15 protein-coding genes are annotated in these 20,286 nt (G+C 34.6%); 2 read left to right on the top strand and 13 right to left on the bottom strand.

Going from position 1 to position 20,286, the window contains the following annotated elements; genetic code table 11:
- Positions 1 to 49: 49 nt before the first annotated feature.
- Positions 50 to 337: a hypothetical protein gene (locus BM077_RS05875; RefSeq protein ID WP_089748687.1), complete on the top strand. Its 288-nt coding sequence runs from the start codon at positions 50 to 52 to the stop codon at positions 335 to 337.
- A 142-nt stretch (positions 338 to 479) separates the two neighbouring features.
- Here the strand turns inward: BM077_RS05875 and BM077_RS05870 are convergent, their stop codons facing one another.
- From BM077_RS05870 to BM077_RS05860, 3 genes are all read right to left on the bottom strand, one after another.
- The gene (locus BM077_RS05870; protein WP_089748686.1) at positions 480 to 3,683 is read right to left on the bottom strand and encodes an AAA family ATPase; all 3,204 of its coding nucleotides are present in this window, start codon (positions 3,681 to 3,683) and stop codon (positions 480 to 482) included.
- Between the two features lies 1 nt (position 3,684).
- The gene (locus tag BM077_RS05865) at positions 3,685 to 4,947 is read right to left on the bottom strand and encodes a metallophosphoesterase family protein (protein WP_089748685.1); all 1,263 of its coding nucleotides are present in this window, start codon (positions 4,945 to 4,947) and stop codon (positions 3,685 to 3,687) included.
- 151 nt (positions 4,948 to 5,098) lie between these two features.
- The gene (locus BM077_RS05860) at positions 5,099 to 6,604 is read right to left on the bottom strand and encodes a DUF445 family protein (RefSeq protein WP_176941643.1); all 1,506 of its coding nucleotides are present in this window, start codon (positions 6,602 to 6,604) and stop codon (positions 5,099 to 5,101) included.
- Between the two features lie 248 nt (positions 6,605 to 6,852).
- Here BM077_RS05860 and BM077_RS05855 point away from each other — a divergent pair, with 248 nt between their 5' ends.
- Positions 6,853 to 8,460 carry a thiamine pyrophosphate-binding protein gene (locus tag BM077_RS05855; protein ID WP_089748683.1) on the top strand — a complete coding sequence of 536 codons (1,608 nt, stop codon included), beginning with the start codon at positions 6,853 to 6,855 and terminating at the stop codon, positions 8,458 to 8,460.
- Positions 8,461 to 8,484: 24 nt separating this feature from the next.
- Here BM077_RS05855 and BM077_RS05850 read toward each other — a convergent pair whose 3' ends face one another.
- From BM077_RS05850 to BM077_RS05805, 10 genes are all read right to left on the bottom strand, one after another.
- The gene (locus BM077_RS05850) at positions 8,485 to 9,333 is read right to left on the bottom strand and encodes an ABC transporter permease (protein WP_255361568.1); all 849 of its coding nucleotides are present in this window, start codon (positions 9,331 to 9,333) and stop codon (positions 8,485 to 8,487) included.
- Complete coding sequence (locus tag BM077_RS05845; RefSeq protein ID WP_089748682.1) at positions 9,320 to 10,087, bottom strand: ABC transporter ATP-binding protein; 768 nt, start codon at positions 10,085 to 10,087, stop codon at positions 9,320 to 9,322. Before BM077_RS05845 ends, BM077_RS05850 begins: the two co-directional genes overlap by 14 nt.
- Before the next feature lie 13 nt (positions 10,088 to 10,100).
- Positions 10,101 to 11,090, bottom strand: a complete 990-nt coding sequence (locus BM077_RS05840; protein WP_089748681.1) for an ABC transporter substrate-binding protein — start codon at positions 11,088 to 11,090, stop codon at positions 10,101 to 10,103.
- Between the two features lie 127 nt (positions 11,091 to 11,217).
- Positions 11,218 to 12,777 carry a glycine betaine uptake BCCT transporter gene (locus tag BM077_RS05835; RefSeq protein ID WP_089748680.1) on the bottom strand — a complete coding sequence of 520 codons (1,560 nt, stop codon included), beginning with the start codon at positions 12,775 to 12,777 and terminating at the stop codon, positions 11,218 to 11,220.
- 210 nt (positions 12,778 to 12,987) lie between these two features.
- Positions 12,988 to 13,785, bottom strand: a complete 798-nt coding sequence (locus BM077_RS05830) for a methyltetrahydrofolate cobalamin methyltransferase (RefSeq protein ID WP_089748679.1) — start codon at positions 13,783 to 13,785, stop codon at positions 12,988 to 12,990.
- A 27-nt stretch (positions 13,786 to 13,812) separates the two neighbouring features.
- Entirely contained in the window at positions 13,813 to 14,457 is a 645-nt protein-coding gene (locus tag BM077_RS05825) for a DUF1638 domain-containing protein (protein WP_089748678.1), read from the bottom strand.
- A complete protein-coding gene (locus BM077_RS05820; RefSeq protein WP_089748677.1) occupies positions 14,454 to 16,424 on the bottom strand; it encodes a hydantoinase/oxoprolinase family protein in 1,971 nt (656 codons plus the stop codon). The genes BM077_RS05825 and BM077_RS05820 overlap by 4 nt, the downstream gene beginning before the upstream one ends.
- Positions 16,425 to 16,528: 104 nt before the next feature.
- On the bottom strand, positions 16,529 to 17,986 hold the full coding sequence (locus BM077_RS05815; RefSeq protein ID WP_089748676.1) for a trimethylamine methyltransferase family protein: 1,458 nt from the start codon (positions 17,984 to 17,986) through the stop codon (positions 16,529 to 16,531).
- 86 nt (positions 17,987 to 18,072) lie between these two features.
- Positions 18,073 to 18,705: a corrinoid protein gene (locus BM077_RS05810; protein WP_090003475.1), complete on the bottom strand. Its 633-nt coding sequence runs from the start codon at positions 18,703 to 18,705 to the stop codon at positions 18,073 to 18,075.
- A 29-nt stretch (positions 18,706 to 18,734) separates the two neighbouring features.
- A complete protein-coding gene (locus BM077_RS05805; RefSeq protein WP_255361572.1) occupies positions 18,735 to 20,195 on the bottom strand; it encodes a trimethylamine methyltransferase family protein in 1,461 nt (486 codons plus the stop codon).
- Positions 20,196 to 20,286: the final 91 nt, after the last annotated feature.

Raw genomic sequence — 20,286 nt, 5'->3', positions numbered from 1 at the left:
AGAAGACTTTATACGACTACGAAGAATCTTCGTAAGGTGGTGAATAGTAATGTTTAAAGGCTTAAGTAGACTCATTAGCAAAGTTCATTTTGGGCACGAATTAGTAAATTTGATATCATTCTTTATCGGAATGCTTGCTTCCTCAGCTATGGTTAGTTTTATTATCTATGGAGCATACGAATGGGCATTTCTTAGTGGCTTGTTTGGTTGGTTAGGTTTTTCAGTCTTATTTAGTCGTTACGAAAAGACAATTTATAGAAAGATAACTTTAAAGTTACTTAGAAATTACGACCATGATAAAGTTAGAGATGTTTTAAAGATAATTCGTGAACAATAAATAATATTCAATCATAGTTTGATAAATAATAATCCTGCATAATTAATTGCTCACACCCAAAGATTCTATATTAATTGTGCTTAAAATCTGATTATGAAATTTGCTTAATTATACTTAATTTAATATCAAACTATGATTGGCTTTAAACAGAAATTGACGAATTTAATACTTCTCCCGACTCTAACCTATAATGTTGATAGTCCTCAACTACCTTCTCTACCACCTCTACTAAATGAGAATGACAAGTAAAGAAGATAATTTGCTGTTCTTTAGCAACTTGTTTGATAACTTCTAAGGTAGTCATTAAGCGTTCATGGTCGAAGTTAACAAGAATATCATCCATTATTAACGGCAATGGTACTACTCTTTTAGAGTACTCTCTTACAAAAGAAATCCGCATAGCTAAGTATAGCTGTTCAGCAGTTCCTTTACTTAATACATTGGTCGTTAACCTTTTGCCATCATACCTTTCTATTTCTAATTCCTCTTCTCCTAATGGCTTTAAGACCCGTTGATACTTCTCTTTAGTCATAACTCTAAAGTATTCTGATGCCCTTTTTAATACTGCCGGCTGCCTTTCTTCTTCGTACTTCTCCTTTGCCATTTCTATTAATCTTTCACAGATAGCATATATAGCCCAATCTTCAGTATTGATTCTTAATTTAGTTAATAATCTTTCTTGTTTATTTCTCAATCTTATCAATTTATCAGATGATTCTAAATTCGTTATCTTTTCTCTTAGTTCACCTAACCGTTCCTGTTTATCTCCAGTTTCTTGTTTTAAGTCTTGTTTAGCCTGCTCTAACTCATCTCTTTTTTGATCAATCTGTAATGAATCGTAAGTATTTAAATCATTAACTAATCTAGCTTCTTTCTCTTCAGTTTTAACCAAAGTCTTAATCTTTACATCTTCTTCACTTAAATCGTCTAATAATTTCTGACGTTGAATATAATCAGTTGCATTCTTTCTGAATTCTTCTTCATCTTCTGCTTCTCCTTGACTCAATAACTGATTCTTTTTTTTATTCTTACTTGTCAAACTCTCTGTGAATTTAATTAACTCTAATTCTAAAGTGCTTATCTCTTCTTTTAATTCTTCTTTTTGCTCTTGACGTTCTTGATTATCCTTTAATTTATTAATTAGTTCTGTAACCTTATACTCTACATTCTTATTATTATGTAGATTACACTTCTTTGCTAGGTCACCAACCTTAGTCTGATATTCTTCTAATTCTTTTTCTAAATGATCCAATTTATCTTCAATCTTCCTTTTGCTTTTGAGCCTTTCATTTACCTTCTCTACTTCTCTAGTTAAATCTAATAGATTATCAGGACTAATCTCCTCAGATAGATTATGGTTCCTTAACCAATCCTTCCATTCTAACTTTAAATCTTTTAAATGCTTCTTTATTGCCAGAAATTTATCTTTTAGATTATTATGTTGTTGTTTAGTACGTCTATATGCTTCTTCTTTTTCAGAATACTCTTTTTGTAAAAACTCTAACTCATCTAACCTCTTTCGTTCTTGCTTAATATTCATTTCCCACTCTTTAATTCTTTTTTCATTTATATCCCATTGCCCAATTATTCGTTTAACTTCTTTTTGTAAATTATTTATTTCTTCTTTTAAATCTGCAACCACTCTGTCTAATTCTCCAAGTTGCATTTCTAAGCGTTCTCTTTCGTTTTCAATATGCTGGAGATTAGAGTTAATATTATCATCCTTCTCTTCTTTAAACATAAATAGTAAGATAAAAGCAATCACTATTAACACTGCACCTAATATATAATCTGCTTGCCATAAACCAAAGAAACCAGTACTTGCTAAGAATAGACTAAGTACTTTATTCTTTGAAATAAAAGAATCTGTTTCTTGTTGAATATTATCAATTTCTTTTCTTTCGTTCATTATGTAATTTAGTCTATCCTGTAATTGTTTCCTCTCATCTATTTTAGTATTTAATACCTCTTCTTTAAACTCTAGTTTAGTTTGTACCTCTTTCAATCTTTCTAGTTCATTTTCTTGTTGTAATAATGCTTCTTCTCTTAAAGTATCCTTTTTAAGTTCTTCTATCTTTCCTTTAGACTTTTCTACTGCGAATTCCTTTTCCTGCAAATTGTTTTTTTGCATTTTAATTCTAGCTTCAATCTGATTTAAGTTCAATTTTGCATCTTCTAATGCTTGTTTGTATTCCCTTACTTTACCTTTAAATTGAACAGATAAGTCAAACTCATCAATCTTTTTTTCATCCCAGTTAGAGCCTAAATGTGATAACCCATCTTTATATTCTTTTTGCACATGTTTTAAATCATTCTTTAACTCTTTAGTTCTATCTAGTTTCTGTAAATATAATTCTTTATTTTCATTTAAGTTGATAATCTCGGTATCATTATCTAATATTAGTTTATCAATATTAATGACTCCTAATTCAGTCTCTTTCTGTTCTCGCTTCTTCTCAACGACCTTTATTCTTTGCTTTAATTCTTCAATCTCTTCTTTTAGCTCTTCTAATCTATCAATTCCTGCTTCGGGAAAGAAATTGATGTCAGCCAGGTTAGATAGCTTTTTTTCCAATATTTTAGTCTTCTTCCAAGGCTCTAAGGCATCTTTAAGCTTTCTTAACCAATCGATCTCTGCTGTAATCCTGTTTAACTCCTTATCACCTTCGACAATTTCTTCTTTTAAATTCTCCATCTCTGCTTGATATTGATTATACTCTTGGGGTAATCTCATTAAATCTTGTAATTCTTCTTCTACGTCATCTAGTTCACTTAACAAATTCTTAATAACCGGTTTAGTCCTGCCGCGTGGAGTATAGAGTTCTTCCTTTTTAGCAACTAATTCTTCTCTAACATCTATTATTGACCTTGTGCCTCTGCTCATTCCGGCACTATAGATAAAATTATTAACCTCATCTCGCTGTAGGTTCTCTAATTTCTGTAACTCATCTAACCCAAAACAGAATAAAGTCTTATAAAGTTGCTCGGAAACCCCTCTTAGTAAAATTTCTAATGCCTTGTCGCCTTCAGTCTTCCCATTAGGACCATAGACTACTACCTCTCCTGCGCTTAATCGTCCTTCTTTTCTTTCGACTCTATATTCATTCCCTTGTTGGTCTAGAAAAGTTAATGCGCCACCATGTTTGCCACCATTTAGGGGCTCATAACGATTATTACTACTAATATCCCGGGGAAATCCATACAAAACAGCACGAATGAACGACATTAATGTTGTTTTTCCTGCTTCATTATTACCACTAAATAAGACTAATCCTGAGGAAAGATCATTAATATATAAATCATTAAAGAGTCCGAAACCATTTATATGAAATTCCTTAATTCTCATTCTAATCACCGCCTTCTAACAGAAGATCTAGCCCTAAATCTTCTGCTTTTAAAATTAATTCTTTTAACTGTTCATCAGAAGGTGCTTTTAATAACTTGCTTGCCCGATTATCTTCCTTGTAGACTTGCTTAATTGCTCTCCTCAATTCATCTAAGAGTAGATCATCTTCTCTACTCTCTTTAGCAAGTTGTAAAAAGTCTCCAACTAGAGTCTCTTCACATCTTAACCTCTCCTTATCAACATCAGGCTTAGTTGCAACCTCTAAAGAGTCTAGCCAACAGAATCTATCTCGATGCTGCCAATTCTCTCGTAAAGCTAATAGGATCTCTTGACAGTAATTATCCTTTTTTAATTTCTTATGTAACTCTGTTCTTCCCTTAACCTTTAATCTAACTACTGCTGATTTATCTCTTTCTTTTATTTCATTAATGCGAGTTTGAATCTTGTCCAGTAGGACTTGTTCTTCATTAACCCCTGTTAAATCTATCTCTTCTTGATACCATCTAACAACATCAGTAGCCATAAATTGATAATCTACTATTCTTTCTTCTGATATTTCTACTAAATAACACCCTTTAACTCCTGTTTCATTAGGATGTCTACCCTGAATATTTCCTGGGTAAATGACTGTTGGACTAGCTTCATATAGCACCTGTCTTTTATGAATATGACCTAGAGCCCAATAATCGAAATCTTTTTTAATCAGTTCACTTAAACGGCAAGGAGCATAATCTTGATAATTGCTATTACTATCGACATTCGTATGTAAAAGACCAATATGATATAATGTTTCATCATCAATATCAAACTTCGGTAAGTAATTTTCCTTTATGTTACGTTCTGAATAGCTAATACCATGAATTTTTACTACCTCAACCCCATCTTTGAGAAAAGAAAACTTCTCTACCTTATCTGGAGAAAAGAAGTGTACTTCCTCAGGCCAATCTAACTTTGCTCTCCACCCACCACAATGGTCATGATTGCCATGAACAATAAAAGTATGAATCCCTTCTATTGCTAGCCTCTTTAATTCTCTTTGACAGAAGATTTGAGCTCGAATATTCATATCAGCTATATCATAGAGGTCGCCGGCTATTAATATAAAATCAACCTCCTCTTCTAATGCTAAGTCAACTATATTTCTAAAAGCTTGGTAAGTCGAGTTATATAGAAGCTGATGTAAGTCTTCATCTACTTCTTTGACCCCTTGAAAAGAACTACCTAAATGTAAATCAGCCGCATGAATGAATTTTATTGTAGACATCTGGTTATCACCTACCTTATTGTTAAGAATAAACCACCAGTTACTATTCTGGTGGTCAAATAATTTTATGATTTAAATATGAATAAGTTACATCGAGCACATCGAAAGATACTCTCAATGTACCTAAACTATTTTATTAAGAATCAAACATTTAGCCCATTACCATAGAAATAAGCGGTGTGATTAATCCCATAATCAATCCTAATACTGCCCCAAACCAAGTGATGGCTTTTAATTCAGTTTCAATAACATTTAATAATAGTGCTTCTACTTCTAAAATATCGAAGTTATTGACTTTTTTAATAACCATCTCTTTAAAGTCTAAAGTAGCTAAGACTCTACCTAAGTGATGTTCTACTATATACTGTAAGCTAGCTAAAATTCCTGCTTCTAACTTACGAACTGTACTTCCATCTAAATTATCAAAATAAGAAGTCACTGGACGATTACCTAAACTGTCCAATTGGGCATAAGCCCAAGATTCTAACAGATCAAATACGAATTTGCTCTGCAACAGCTCACCTGCTAGATCGCCAATTACTTCACTAATATTAATCTTTTCTTCTGAGTTTAATTCTTGAGAGCTCTTAACTTTCTTTAATATAGACTTCTCAAGTCCTGTTAATAGATTATCGACCATCTCTCTTGAACCAAATTTATTTAAGACAAAATTTGACAATTCATTTATGTTTCCTTCATCTACTCTTTCTATTAGATTTGCTACCTTAGTATCTAAAGTAGAATTAATAAACTTCTCAACTTGTGCTACTATTTCAACTTGATTCTCTGGTTCATTTAAAAATTTAACAACATAATCTACAAACTGGTTAATTATCTTCTCTTTATCTATAAATCCTCCAATCATTTGCATTAATGGATTATTATTTAAGTACCCCTCAAGTTTATTATTAATTCTTTCTTTAGTAGACTCTGAACTTAAAAATTCAACTAATTGTTCAGCAAATTCTGGTCCTTGTCCATTTAACCATTCTTTTAAGCTCTTCTTAACTCCCTCTGGTAATAAATCACCTATTGTCTGTTCACTTTCTTTGACAGACATTAACTTTTTTTTCAAAAAATCACTTAAGCGCCCTTTAGTCTCTTCTTTATGAAGATTATCTATTAAAAATTCCTCTAAGTTCGTTCTTAATTCTTTATATTGATCAGAGTTAAAATACTCTTCTACTCTGCTAGGATCTATATCTTCTAACTCTTTTTTAATTAAATCAACTATCTTTTCATTATCTAATAGCCCTCCAATTGACTGTGAAATTAGCTTTTTAAATTCAAGTTTTAAATTATCTCTTTCATCTGGGTCATCAATCACTTCGGTTAAGAGTTCATTTATGCTTCGTTCTTCTTGCTCTAAGCTTTCTATCCTTTCACGAATGAATTTTCTAACCTTACCTTTCATCTCTTCTCCCTGTAACATCCGATGAAAAGCATCAGGAGTTAATAACTGTCTCCCTACTGTATCACCAATACTTTCAGCTAACTTTCCTCTTCGTCTCGGAATTACTCCCGGGGTAAAAGGTACCTTAATCCCCATAATCCTCTTTTCTTCTAATGGTCTAAATAACATTTTGATTGCTACCCAGTTAGTACAGTATCCAATTATTGAACCCACAATCGGGCTCACAATAAAAGTTAAGTTCATCTTATTCATCCTCCCCTTATTAGTTCATACTCAATATTCTTTTCTACATTTTAAGATTAATTCCTTTTCTCACTGATGATCTTATATAAAAATCAATTACCTACTATTTTAATTTCTATATTAAAAACTATTATCCTTTATATAATGAAATAGTAACTTATTGATTGTTTATATTAATATATACCTCTTTATTGCTAATAATAAGAACTAGAATAACAAAACCAAAAATTGAAAATTGGAGTGATTCTATGAATAAAAAGTTAGTTGATATTTTTATTGAACAGTTAAACAAATGGAACGTTGGTAATATCTATGGTTATGCTGGTGATACGATTTTAAGATTATTTTCTGCTTTAAAAGATTCACCAATTAAGCTTTATACTACTAAACATGAAAGCACTGCTGGTATGATGGCTTCTGCTGAAGCAAAATTAAGAGATCAATTAGCAGTATGTGTCGCACATAGCGGTCCTGGAACGGCAAACATTATTAATGGTATTGCTGATGCTTATAGTGACCGTGTCCCTGTTCTCTTAATTACTGGTCAAGTTCCTAGCTGGAATATTGGTACTAACTATAAGCAATTTGTCAACCAATTAGAACTAACTAGACCCCTCACTGTCTTCTCTAGCATCGTTACTAATCCAGATGCTATAGTTGATTTATTAGTTAAAGCAATGACGATGTCGATTGTTAAAGGAGGAGTTAGCCATTTAGTAATCCCTATGGACATGTGGGAGGCTAACACTAATGCTTTACCTCGGGAATATCCGCCACACCTTATACAGAAAAAAATCCCACATCAAGAATTAATTAAAGATGCTGTTCAGAGAATAGAACAAGCTTCTCAACCAGTTATTTTATATGGTCGTGGAGTTAAAAATTGTCGTCCAGAGCTAAAGCAAATTGCTAATAAAATTGATGCTGGTTTAATTCACTCACTCCCAGCAAAAGGTATCATAGAATATAAAAACAACTCTCTTTTAGGGGGCTTAGGATTAGGGGGTAATGAAAAAACAAAAGAGTTATTAGGGCAAGCTAATTTAATCATTACCTTAGGAACAACTTGGTGGCCAATGGATTATGTCCCTAGAAGACCACAAATAATTCAATTTGATGCTATTAAAGAGAATATTGGTGCAACCCACCCGGTTGATTTAGGTATTGTTGGCGATTTGAAACTTTCTCTTCAATCATTAATAAAAGAGATTCCACAACAAAATAAGCAAGCCTGGAAGAAAAGAATTAATAAAGCTCACCAAGCTTGGTTGGAATCTCTAGAAGAAAAGATTCAAGTTACTGAACCTCCTTTATCACCCCAATCAATTATTCAATCTATTAGTCAGCAGATAGCAAATAATGAAGTTATTGCACTTGATTCTGGCGATAATGTTATTTGGTTTGGAAAATATTTTGCAAATCATTGCCAAGATATATTAATTTCTGGTACTTGGCGAACTATGGGATTTGGGCTTCCAGCAGCTTTAGTCGCTAAAATTAATCGTCCTCAAGATCCTGTTACCTGTATCATCGGTGATGGTGGAATTGGCATGGTATTAGGAGAGATTTTAACAGCAGTCAGATATCAATTACCAGTTAGAATTATAGTTTTAAATAATGGCACCTTATCTATGGAAAAAAACCGCATGCTTATTGCTAATCTTCAACCTGAAGAAGTTGATTTAACTAACCCAGATTTCGTTAAATTAGCAAAAACATGCGGTGCACAGGGGCTTAGAGCAACAAGTATTAATGAATTAAATGAAATTCTTGAACAAACAAAAGAACCTCAACAACCGGTATTAATTGATATACCAACCGCCACCCCAATTGCTCCTGGTCTTAAGCTGCAATAAAAGATACGGGAGTAAAATATATTCTTATTGCTCCCATTTAATAACTCTTTTTTCTAGCCAAACAATTAGATAATATAGTACTCCAGCCAAAATCGAAAGAATAATTACACTGGTCATTACTAAGCTTAACTTAAAGACCTGACCACCATAGACAATTAAGTAACCTAGTCCTGCTTGGGAAACAAGAAATTCTCCAACAATGGTTCCTACTAATGAAAGCCCTATATTTACTTTTAAAGCTGCAAAGATAGTTGGTAAGTTTTCAGGCAAGACAACTTTCTTAAATATTTGTAACCTACTAGCTCCTAAAGTTTTAAGTAATTTAACCTTATTCTTATCTGTTTCACGAAAACCATTATAAACCATCATAATTGTTACAATTACCGAAATTAAGAGAGCCATACCAATAATAGCTTGACTACCATTGCCTAGCCAAATAATTAATATTGGTCCTAAAGCCATTTTAGGCAACGCATTAAGTACAACGATATATGGTTCAAAGATACGGGAAAGATAATCAGACCACCAAAGAGTAATAGCAATTAATAAACCAGAGCCGGCACCAATAGAAAAGCCGGCTAAGGTTTCATAGACCGTAGTCCATACATGTTTAAATAATTGACCATTAAGAGCCATCTTATAAATTGTCTTCATGATTTCTGTTGGGTAACTTGTGATAAAAGGGTCAACAATCCGGTATTTAGCTGCTAGTTCCCACCCAACAGTGAATACTATTAAAATCATTAATTGTAGAACCTTAATGCTAAAGTCCTTTAATCTCATTCTTTTTAAATATTCACCATGTTCCTCAGTAACTGCTCCTTTGGTTAGAACTTCATTATAGATGTCCTTCAATCTTTTAAACATAAACATCCAACTCCTCCCAAATAGAGTTAAAGTAATTACTAAACTCTGACGCTTCTCGTGCCTTAAAAGTAGAATATTTTCCATCAATTGTTAAATCAATATTATATTCTTCTTTAACCTTGCCAGGTCGTTCAGTAAAGACTAATACACGATCAGACATTGCAATTGCTTCAGCAATATCATGAGTAACTAAGACTACTGTCTTTTTTTCATCACGAAGAATTTGGGCGACTTCGTCTTCTAATGCTAATTTAGTATGATAATCTAAAGCAGAAAATGGTTCATCTAAAAGTAGAATTTCTGGTTCAAATACTAATGTCCTAGCTAAAGCAACCCGTTGTCTCATGCCTCCAGAAAGTTGAGTTGGATAGTAATCTTCAAATCCATCTAAGCCATAATCAGCTAATAGTCTTCTCGCTTTATTCTCTGTCTTAGCATTAAGTTCCCCTTTCAGTTCTAACCCTAATAACACGTTATCTAAAATAGTTCGCCAAGGAAAAAGATAGTCCTCTTGTAGCATGTAGCCTATTTTCTCGTTAACCCCATTAATTGGTTCATTGTCAACTATTACTTGCCCACTGGATGGAGATAACAGACCAGCTAGCAGTGACAGTGATGTCGTCTTCCCACAACCACTTGGCCCTACTAAACTAACAAATTCGTTCTCTTTAATAGTAAAGGAAAGATTTCGTAATGCCTCGGTCTCTTCTACTTGGGTATGATACTTCATCCCCACCTCCTTAAACTCGATTTTATTCATTTCTGCTCCTCCTCTACTTTGAATTCTTAATTGTATTCTTTGCAAACTCTGGATTTACAATATTATCATAATCTACTTTCTCTTCTAACTCACCTGCTTCAATAATAATATCTTGCCAATAATCTAATTCTGAACGATCTAATGATGGATTGTAAGCCCAAGTATCTTGGTCTTTATATCTCTTAATAACTTTTACTAAGATATCAAAGTCTAAATTAGGAAAAGAAGGTCTGATAACTTCAGCAATTTCTTCTGGTGTATGAGAATAAGTCCATTGTTGTGCACAATAGATAGCATCAGTGAACTTTTGAATAACTTTTGGATTCTCAGCAATATAGTTTTTACGTGCCATATATACAGTATATGGAAGATTCCCTCCTAATTCTCCGAAAGAAGCTACTACATGCCCAGCACCCATCTTCTCTAGTTGAGAAGCTTTTGGCTCAAATAATTGAACAAAATCACCTAAACCATTTTTAAAGGCTGGTGCATTAGCTGTAAAGTCTAAGTTAGTAATAATTTCAACATCTTCAAAAGGTTCAATCCCATTATGGCGCAGAGTATATTCCATAACCATCTCTGGTGCACCACCAGGACGGTTACCTATGATTGTCTTTCCCCTTACATCCTCTAAACTAAAATTAGGCATCGGCTTTCTTGCCACTAGGAAAGAACCTGCTCTTTGCGTTAGCTGAGCAAAGTTAACTAAGTAATTATCTGCTCCTTCTTGATAAATATAAATCGTAGGTTCTGGACCAATAAGTGCTATATCAGCATGATTAGCCATTAAGGTAGTAGCTGCCTTATCACCACCCCACGCCGTTGATAATTCAACTTCTAATTCCTCATCTCCAAAAAAATCTTTATGTAAAGCTACATATTGTGGTGCATAAAAGATTGAATGCACTACTTCACTTAATCTAACCTTAGTCTTAGCAATACCGACCATGCTAGATGCTAAAAGTAAAGCAATGACTAAACCAATAGTTAATACTCTTTTCATCTAATCTCCTCCTTCTTTTTTATAATTCTATACTTATATTATGCAAGAAAGTTTTATCTGTGCATAAAAAAGAGCAAGCAGATTTAATCTGCTTGCCCTAACATTTCTATTCAGTTAAAATATCTAATTAAAGATCCACGCTACCAATAAACTCTCCTTTTTCAAGAAATTCATAATCATTTCTAAGTGCTTTAAAAAAGGCAAATATAGAAAAGATCATAAAGAGCATAAATGGAAAAGCTCCAGCAATTGATGCCGTTTGTAATGCTGAAAGACCACCAGCTAATAACAAAATAGCTGCTACTAAACCTTCCGCCACTCCCCAGGTTACCTTAACCTTTGTTGAAGGATTCAAAGTACCATGAGAGGTTAACATTCCCATTACAAAAGTTCCTGAGTCAGCAGAAGTAATAAAGAATGTGCCGATTAATATAGTTGCTATTAGACTCATTATGCTTCCTAGTGGAAATTTACCTAAGGTCACAAAGAAAGCAGAAGCTATATCAGCCTTAACCGGACCAACAATTCCACCAGCACCAAACTGTTCAAGCCAGATAGCTGAGCCACCCATAACTGCTAACCAAAGAAAACTTACAATTGTAGGTAAGAATAATGTACCGATAACAAACTCCTTAATAGTCCGTCCCCTAGAAATTCGAGCAATAAATCCACCTACAAATGGAGTCCATGCAATCCACCATGCCCAGTAAAAGATAGTCCACCAGCCTGGCCAAGGATTCTGCTTAACTGGACTAGTAAAGAAGCTCATATCAAAGATATTTTGAAAATACCCGCCTATACCCTGAGCAAGAAGATCAAAGATAAAGATAGTAGGACCAACAATGATCATTAATAGTAATAAGAGTGAGCCTAAAGAAATATTTATATTACTTAATATCTTAATCCCTTTGTCTAGCCCTGTTACAGCCGAAAGAATGAAAGCTCCAGTTACTATTCCTATAAGAATTACTGCCGTCACATTATTATTGGGAATACCAAATAAAACATTAAGACCACTATTAATCTGCTGTGCACCTAATCCTAATGAAGTAGCAATCCCAAATAAAGTCGCAAACACAGCCAATATATCGAATACTTTACCTGTTAATCCTTTTACACCTTTCTTGCCTACCAAAGGATATAATGTAGAACTAGGTAATTGAGGCATCCCTCTTCTAAAACCAAAATAAGCAATCATCATCCCAAAGAGAGAATACAACGCCCATGGATGTAAGCCCCAATGGAAAAAAGCATAACGAATCGCCAACAAAGCTGATTCAGCTGTCTGCCCTTCACCAAACGGAGGACTAGCATAATGATAAATAGGTTCAGCTACTCCCCAAAATACAAGTCCAATTCCCATACCAGCACTAAATAACATAGCAAACCAAGACCTTTTACTAAACTCTGGCTCTTCATCTGGTTTTCCTAGCTTAATCTCTCCATACTTACTTAATCCTACTACTAATGTCACAACTAAGACTGCCGACACGAATATGAGATAAAGCCAACCAAACTTACCAACTAAAAAGTCAAATACACCATTTACCGCCTTCCCAAAACTTTCATTAGCCACGATACCCCAAATAATTAAGATACCCGAAATGATCGCTGAAGGCCAAAAAACCGCTGAATCTATCTTAATCATTTGACTTGAAACATTAGTTTCTTTCTCTGTCCCTGGCATAATTACATCACTCCTTTAAGTTATTTGAAAATTATCAGTAATCAGTGTTAGTAGTCATCATAAATTTGTAACCATTCTTAATTTCAACCTTAGTCTTAATCTTAGTCTTAGCCTTAATCTTAACCTTAGCCTTAGCCTTAATATTGCATAAATTTTCTGAAAATTTATGGTAAAAAAAGATTTTATTGTATATTTCTATCTTTGATGCAGCTAAATAACTAACCTATCACTCTTGGCTGCCTTAATATAATTAGTACAATACTGATCATTACCAAGTAATGTATCCGATGCTATAGCAAGTGACATAATCTTATCATCTAATGGATCCATAATCGCGCTATCCAAGCCTCTACTCATTGCCAATACCAAATAAGCTTGATTCAACAGCTGTCTTTCTGGTAATCCATGAGAGATATTACTTAACCCACAAGTAATATGTACTCCTTCATATTTAGTAGCAATCTCCTCAATTGCATTTAGAATATGCAGACCCATTTCTCCATCTGTTCCTATTGGTTGAATAATTGGATCAACATAGATATCTTCTAAAGAAATACCATCGGCTGTTAAATCATCAATCAGCTTAGAAGCCACTCTAATTCTATCATCAGCATCACTCGGCATACCGCTATCATCCATTGCTAAAGCAACTACCGCTGCATCATATTCTTTGAGTAATGGTAAAATTTCATTATATCTCTCCTCTTCAGCTGTAATTGAGTTAACAATCGCCTTCCCTTCATGAGCTGCTAAGCCTCGTTTAAGTACTTCTGGACTTGGACTGTCTATGCAAAGTGGGACATCAACAACCTCCTGTACAGTCTCAACTAACCATTCTAAAGCTTCTGCTTCTTCTCTAATTAAAGTTCCACAATTAACATCAATAAAAGCAGCCCCAGCCTCTTCCTGTTCTTTAGCTAACTTCTGAATAAAGTCTGCATCTCTTTCTTTAACTGCTGGCTCCACTTCATCACGACTAGTATTAATCAACTCTCCAATAATTATCATTAGCTTTAACCTCCTTGCCATAGTTCCTTACATAAAGTGGTTTCTAATCACCATTTGTTCCGGTGGAACAGTGATAAAGTCTTGATCCCAATCTTGATTCAACAACTTTTCTACCATTCTAAGCGAACCATTCACTTCTTTATAATTTAAGTCCAAATAGTTAGCAACCTTACGAGAATAGTCCTTATATTTACTTAAATCACCGACTTCAGTATTAATAAATACCAACTGTTCATAATTCTTATACTCTTCCTCAATTATCCATTGGGCTGTTTCTTCATCATATTGTTCAGCATAATCTTGATAATTTGCGTAAGGATCTCCTCCATGATCAATCCAACCTTTACTTAGATAAATAGTCCCAGGGCTCTGTCTAAATTTTTTATTATATTCTTCTCTAGATCCGAGAAGAATACTAATACAATCATGAACTCTTGGTATAACTAAGGTTTTATCTTTACTATGAAGCCCTGCAATACTATTTGAACAGAGACCATAACCTAATAAGATGGTGTTATGATTTCGTGTTTCATTAATAGCTTCCTGCAACTTCTCTTTAAGACGTCCCGGTTGACGATGTAATGCATATTTTAAAAATTTAGTCTCAACATTATTAGGCAAGATTGATAAAATTTCATCTTGAATAGTCTGACAAGCAATTATTTTAGTCATCTTAGTTTCGGTCTCCCCATAGCAACAATTTCAATCCTACTCTCTAAGTATAGATCATCATTAACTCTATCAACCTGTGAAAAACTACTATAAACATCCTCATGTTCTAGCATTACTTTGATATCTGTAACTCCTGAAAGCTCAACGCGTTGTCTAACATATTTTTCTCCTTTATTCTTAGCATAATCAACTGCTTTTTCTAATTCAACAAAACCTTTTGCCTCCCACGGAGCATGAACTACATAGCCGATCTCGGCTCCTGGTTTAATTAAAATCTTAATTCTTTCTATAACTTTACTAGTAACAGTTCCTACTGCATTAGCTACTTCAGAATGTTCTGGTATCTCTAATGATGTATTACATCGTTTTGAAATTTGAGGAAAATAAGCTTCTACTGGTGCACCAATAGCAATAATAGGTACTTTAATTGATGCTGAAAAATCAATTAATGTCTCTTCCTTACCTTTCTTAAACATTTCCTCTAATAAAAACTCTACTAATGACCCTGATTGCCACTTAAAATCTATTCCTTGATTTTTAATGAACATTTCTGTAACTACTAAAGCTATCTTGTAATAAATTTCTTCATAAACTGCTTCTATAAAGTCCTTAACTTCAACATTGTACCTTTTAGCAGCAATCTCTACTCCTACTTTAGCTGCTTGTTTATCCCATCTGTCTAATCTTCCTGCTGCATGTAATATATCCGTAGGAGTCAAAGAAGCTCTATGGATAGAACCAACATTAACTAAACGTTCCCACGGTAATAAGTTAGGGTCTTTATCTAACCTTTTTCCTAAATGGTATAGAGATTGAGGTTCTTCCTTAATTATATCAAGCATTTTAGCTTCAGTCCTAGTTAAGTCTATATTTAATGGTTCTTTAATAAAGGTTAGAATATCAAATGGCTGTGAATTAATTGGAAAATATTCTTCCTTTCTAATTTCAAATAGCTGTTCTCCTAAATGTTCATATTCCTCTACAATCCAGGAAAGAGGAAATACACGCTGGGGACCAACCTGAAGTAAACCATCTTTAGAAACCTGCACATAACTGTCGCCACCTATACCTATAGTAGCGATATCCACTGCTTGAACCCGGGTTAGCCAACCACCAACCATAGCTCCATCTTGATTAAGGCTTGGTCTTCCTTCTTCCAAAAGTGCTACATCAGTAGTGGTACCGCCCATATCTACTACAACTCCATCCTCTATATCAGTAAGGTAAGTAGCACCAATTAGACTAGATGCCGGCCCAGAGAGTACAGTCTCAATCGGTTTTTCTCTAGCTATCTCTTCGCCAACTAAACTTCCATCACCTTTAACAATCATTAAAGGAGCATCTATCTTCTTGTCAGCCATACTCTTCTTCACTGCATCTATTAATTCGGCAATAATTGGAATTAAACGAGCATTCAGCACAGCTGTAGATGTTCTTTCATGCATACCCAGTGAAGAAGTTAATTCATGACCACAAACCACTGGATAATCAGTTAACTCCTGAACTAATTCCTTAACCTTCTCTTCATGCTCAGGATTTCTAACGCTGAGATAACCAGAAACTGCGAATGCATCTACCTTACCTTGGATAGAATTAATTACTTCTTTAACTTCAGCTAAATCTAACTCTTCCTTAGGCTTACCTTTTATGTTATGACCACCTTTAACCTGAACAACATGTTCCGTCGGTAGATTACGGTCAGGTTCAAATCCAATTAGGATTAACCCTACTTCACATCCCTGTCCTTCAACAGTAGCATTAGTAGCCAAAGTGGTAGAAAGAGATACCATCTTAATATCATTAAAATCTATCTTTTCAAGGTTATTAATACATTCATTAATGCCTATTGATAGGTCCTGACGAGTAGTAAGGGCCTTAGCCTTGTCATATATAACCCCTTCATCAACATCCATAACTACGCCATCAGTATAAGTCCCACCAGTGTCAATCCCCAGTGCTATTTCCATAAACCATCCTCCTCAATTTACAGATAGAAAGCTAATCTTCCCTAGTTAATTAAGAATCTTAGATAATAGAGTCTTTGCATCGATTAATTATGCTTGAAATTTCCTTAAAGATCTAAACTTTCTTCAGCTTTTTGTACAACCTCATTAAGCTTTTGTACAACTTCATCAGAAAGCGGCTCTGGTTCATAATTCTCTAAAATATCAATAACTTTTTCATTAGCTCGTTCCGTTAATGTTTTCTTACCATCTTTTTGCCATTCACCATATCGCTTGCGTTGTAATAAGTCTGGGTACCATGTCTCCTTTTTAAAGTTCTCCATAGTATGTTCATGAGCTAGGAAGTGTCCTCCAGGCCCAATTTCATCAATTACATCTAATGCTAAAGTCTCTTCATTAACTTCTATTCCTTTAACTACCCTTCTAGCTATACCAATTAAATCATCACAAATTGCTAAATTCTCTAGTGAACCAGTATTCCCATGCTCAATATAACCAACATCATGATTCAAATTAGCCCCTGATTGAGCAGTGATTAAGATAGATAAGGCATCTTCAATTGCTGCTTGTTCATCAACTACTTTTGAATCAGTACAACCACAGGTTCCAAACATTGGTATTTGCAGGAAGTGAGCCATATCAGCTAAAGCAGCCTGCATTAAATGAAATTCAGGTGCACCATAAGAGAAAATAGTAGTTTCCATGTCCATTATTGTAAATACTCCACCCATAATAAATGGATTTCCTTCATTTGTTTGTTGATTAAGTACTAACCCACTTAAACTTTCAGCTAAACCATTAGCCATTGCCCCAGCTAATGTTGCTGGTACTGTTCCCCCAGCCATAATACAAGGTGTGTAAACAACAGGTAACGATTTCTTACCCGCTAATACTAATTTTGTCGATGCATCATTATCATGCTGAAGCGGAGAAATCGGTTCAGCATAAAGAGTCATAAATGGTCGCTGCCTTAATTCTTCTTCTCCTCCGGCGACTATTTCACACATCTTAATAATATCTGCATAACCTTCAACATCAGTAGCAGTTGTAACTATTGGCTTAGATGTATTTAAGATTTGAGCTCGAAATTGGTAACGATCATAAATTGGTTGTGGTACATCCTGTACAATTCCTAAGGACATAACAAAGTCAAGATTAGGTAAAGCATCAATTACTTTAGTAGCCATGCTTACCGTCTCTTCACTAGCCTTTATTCTTTCTTGAGTATATGGGTCAATAAAATGTGGAGTATCAGAACCAGTACCAAAATAAGCATTACTTCCTTCTAATCTTAATGCTGGCTCTTTAGTTCTACTATTATATAAAGTTACCCGTGAAGGTACCGTTCTTAAAGCCTTTTCTACTAACTTAGTTGGAATTCTTACGCGATTGCCATCAACCCAACATCCAGCTTCATCTAAAATTTCTAATGCTTCATCATAGTGATACACAACTCCGGTACGTTCTAAAATTTCCATTGCTGCTGATAAGATCATCTGGCATTGTTCTTCGGTAAGTACTTCTAAAACCATCGAATTATTGGCCTTAAAGTTACTTCTCATCATAAACAAATCTCCCCTTTCACAAATTATCTGCTTTAAACAAACTATTTACATTTAAATTTTTAAATCATTTTTATAATTTTAAACTATTAACCGATTAGCTCTAGAGCTTTATCTTTAGCTGAAGCAGCATCCGCAGACCAACCATCTGCACCTGTCTCTTCAGCAAAATCTGGTGTTACTGGTGCGCCACCAACTATAATTTTTACTGAATCTCTTAATCCTTCTTCTTCTAAAAGCTCTATCGTATTCTGCATTTCTAACATAGTTGTTGTTAATAAAGCACTCATTCCTACTACATCTGGCTCATGCTCTTTGACAGCTTCTACAAATTCTTCCGGGTCTACATCTGTTCCTAAATCTATTACTTCTAAACTAGCACTTTCCATCATCATGCCTACTAGGTTCTTACCGATATCATGTAAATCACCAGCAACTGTACCTAACAATACTTTGCCTTCTGATGAAGTGTCTCCTTCCGCGAGTAAAGGATTAACTAACTCTACCCCGGCTTTCATTGATTTAGCAGCCATCATCACTTCGGGTACAAACATATCTCCAGCTTTAAATCGCTGACCAACTACCTTCATACCACCAATTAAACCCTTCTTAATGATATCTGTAGGTTCTGCTCCTTCATCAATAGCTGTCTGAGTAAGTTCCGTTACCTCTTCAACATTACCCTTAATCACAGAATTACTTAACTTTTCAAAATCAGCCATTATTCATTCCTCCTTTTGATTGGTCTCTTTTATTGTTTACTCATTTCTCGCTTAACAGCATTTTTAACTATTTCATCTAATTTCTTTTGAATTTCTTCTGAAAGTGGTTCTGGTTTATGTTCAACAAGAATTTCTTGTGTCTTATCAATAACTCTATCACCCATAGTAGTTGCTCCTGCAGCTTTCCATCCAGGATATCGTTGGCGATTGATTAACTCCGGGAACCAAGTTTCATTTTTAAAGTGTTTTTGAGTATGTTCTTGACCAAGGAAATGACCACCTGGGCCTACAGCGTCTACTACATCTGTAGCTAATGTTTCATAATTGACATCAATTCCTCTCATAAATCGCTTAACCATACCGATTATCTCATTACCCATTACTAACTGATATAATGAACCTGTAGATCCATATTCAGTATATCCTACATCATGAACTACATTTGCACCAGCTTCTGCAGCAATTAAAATACTCATCGCTGATTCAGCTGCTGCCTGACCATCAAGCGTACAAGAATCTGTACAACCAGCAGTTCCAAAGACCGGAATTCCCATATAGTGTGCAACTTCAGCAATTCCTGCCTGTAAAGCTAAAAACTCTGGCGAACCATATGAGAAGACAGTACTCTTCATATCTACAATCGTATATACTCCTCCCATAATAAATGGATTCCCTTTATTTAAATGCTGATTAGCAACTAAACCAACTAAACTGTCAGCTACACCTAACGCTATTGTAGATGCCAATGTCGCTGGAGCAGTCCCTCCTGACATAATACAAGGAGTATAAATAATAGGTAGTTTATGCTTACCAGCATAAGTAGCTTTAGCAATCGCTTCTTCCGAATGAACTAATGGTGGCGTTGGCTCTGAATAAAGTGCAATAAAAGGCTTCCTTTGTAACTCTTCCATACCACCGGCTACTACTGCTGCCATCTCAATAATATCTTCATACTGATCTATATCAAAACCCCAGTGGAAGATCGGCTTAGTAGTATTGCGTACCATAGCATCAAATGAATGAATATCCGAAATACCTGTTTCCACATCCTTAGGAGTTCCCAAATCCATTACATAATCAATATTCGGCAAGTAATCACAGACCTTAGCTACATCTGCCTTATCTTCTTTTTTAGGATCTCTTCTTTCTCCAGTTTCGGGATCCCTATAATAATTATTTGTAGGTCCTGGACCGAAGTAAGTATTATGTCCCTCGGCAATTATCTTTCGACTTCCATTACGGTCATAAAAGACTACTCTTTCAGGTGCTGAATTGACCGCTTCTTGTGTTACACCTGAAGGAATTCGTACCCGATTGCCATCAACCCAACATCCAGCGTCTTCTAGCACTTCAAGTGTTTCTTCATCGTGAACAATAGCACCAGTCTTCTCTAAAATTTCAAGAGCAGCCAAATAAATAGCCTTTCTTTCTTCTTCACTTAATGAAGAAAAGTTAACTGTTTTATTCACAATCGAATTTGACCTAACCATCTTTTCCACAACTGATCTCCCCTTTCACAGTTTATCTAATTTAAACAAAGTATTTATATTTAATCCTTTAATCTTCTTTCTAATTTTGAAC

It is taken from the genome of Candidatus Frackibacter sp. WG13 (assembly GCF_900114655.1).
Lineage (GTDB): Bacteria > Bacillota > Halanaerobiia > Halobacteroidales > Acetohalobiaceae > Frackibacter.
Note: the sequence above shows the minus strand (reverse complement) of the source record. Positions and strands in the feature narration are given on the sequence as shown.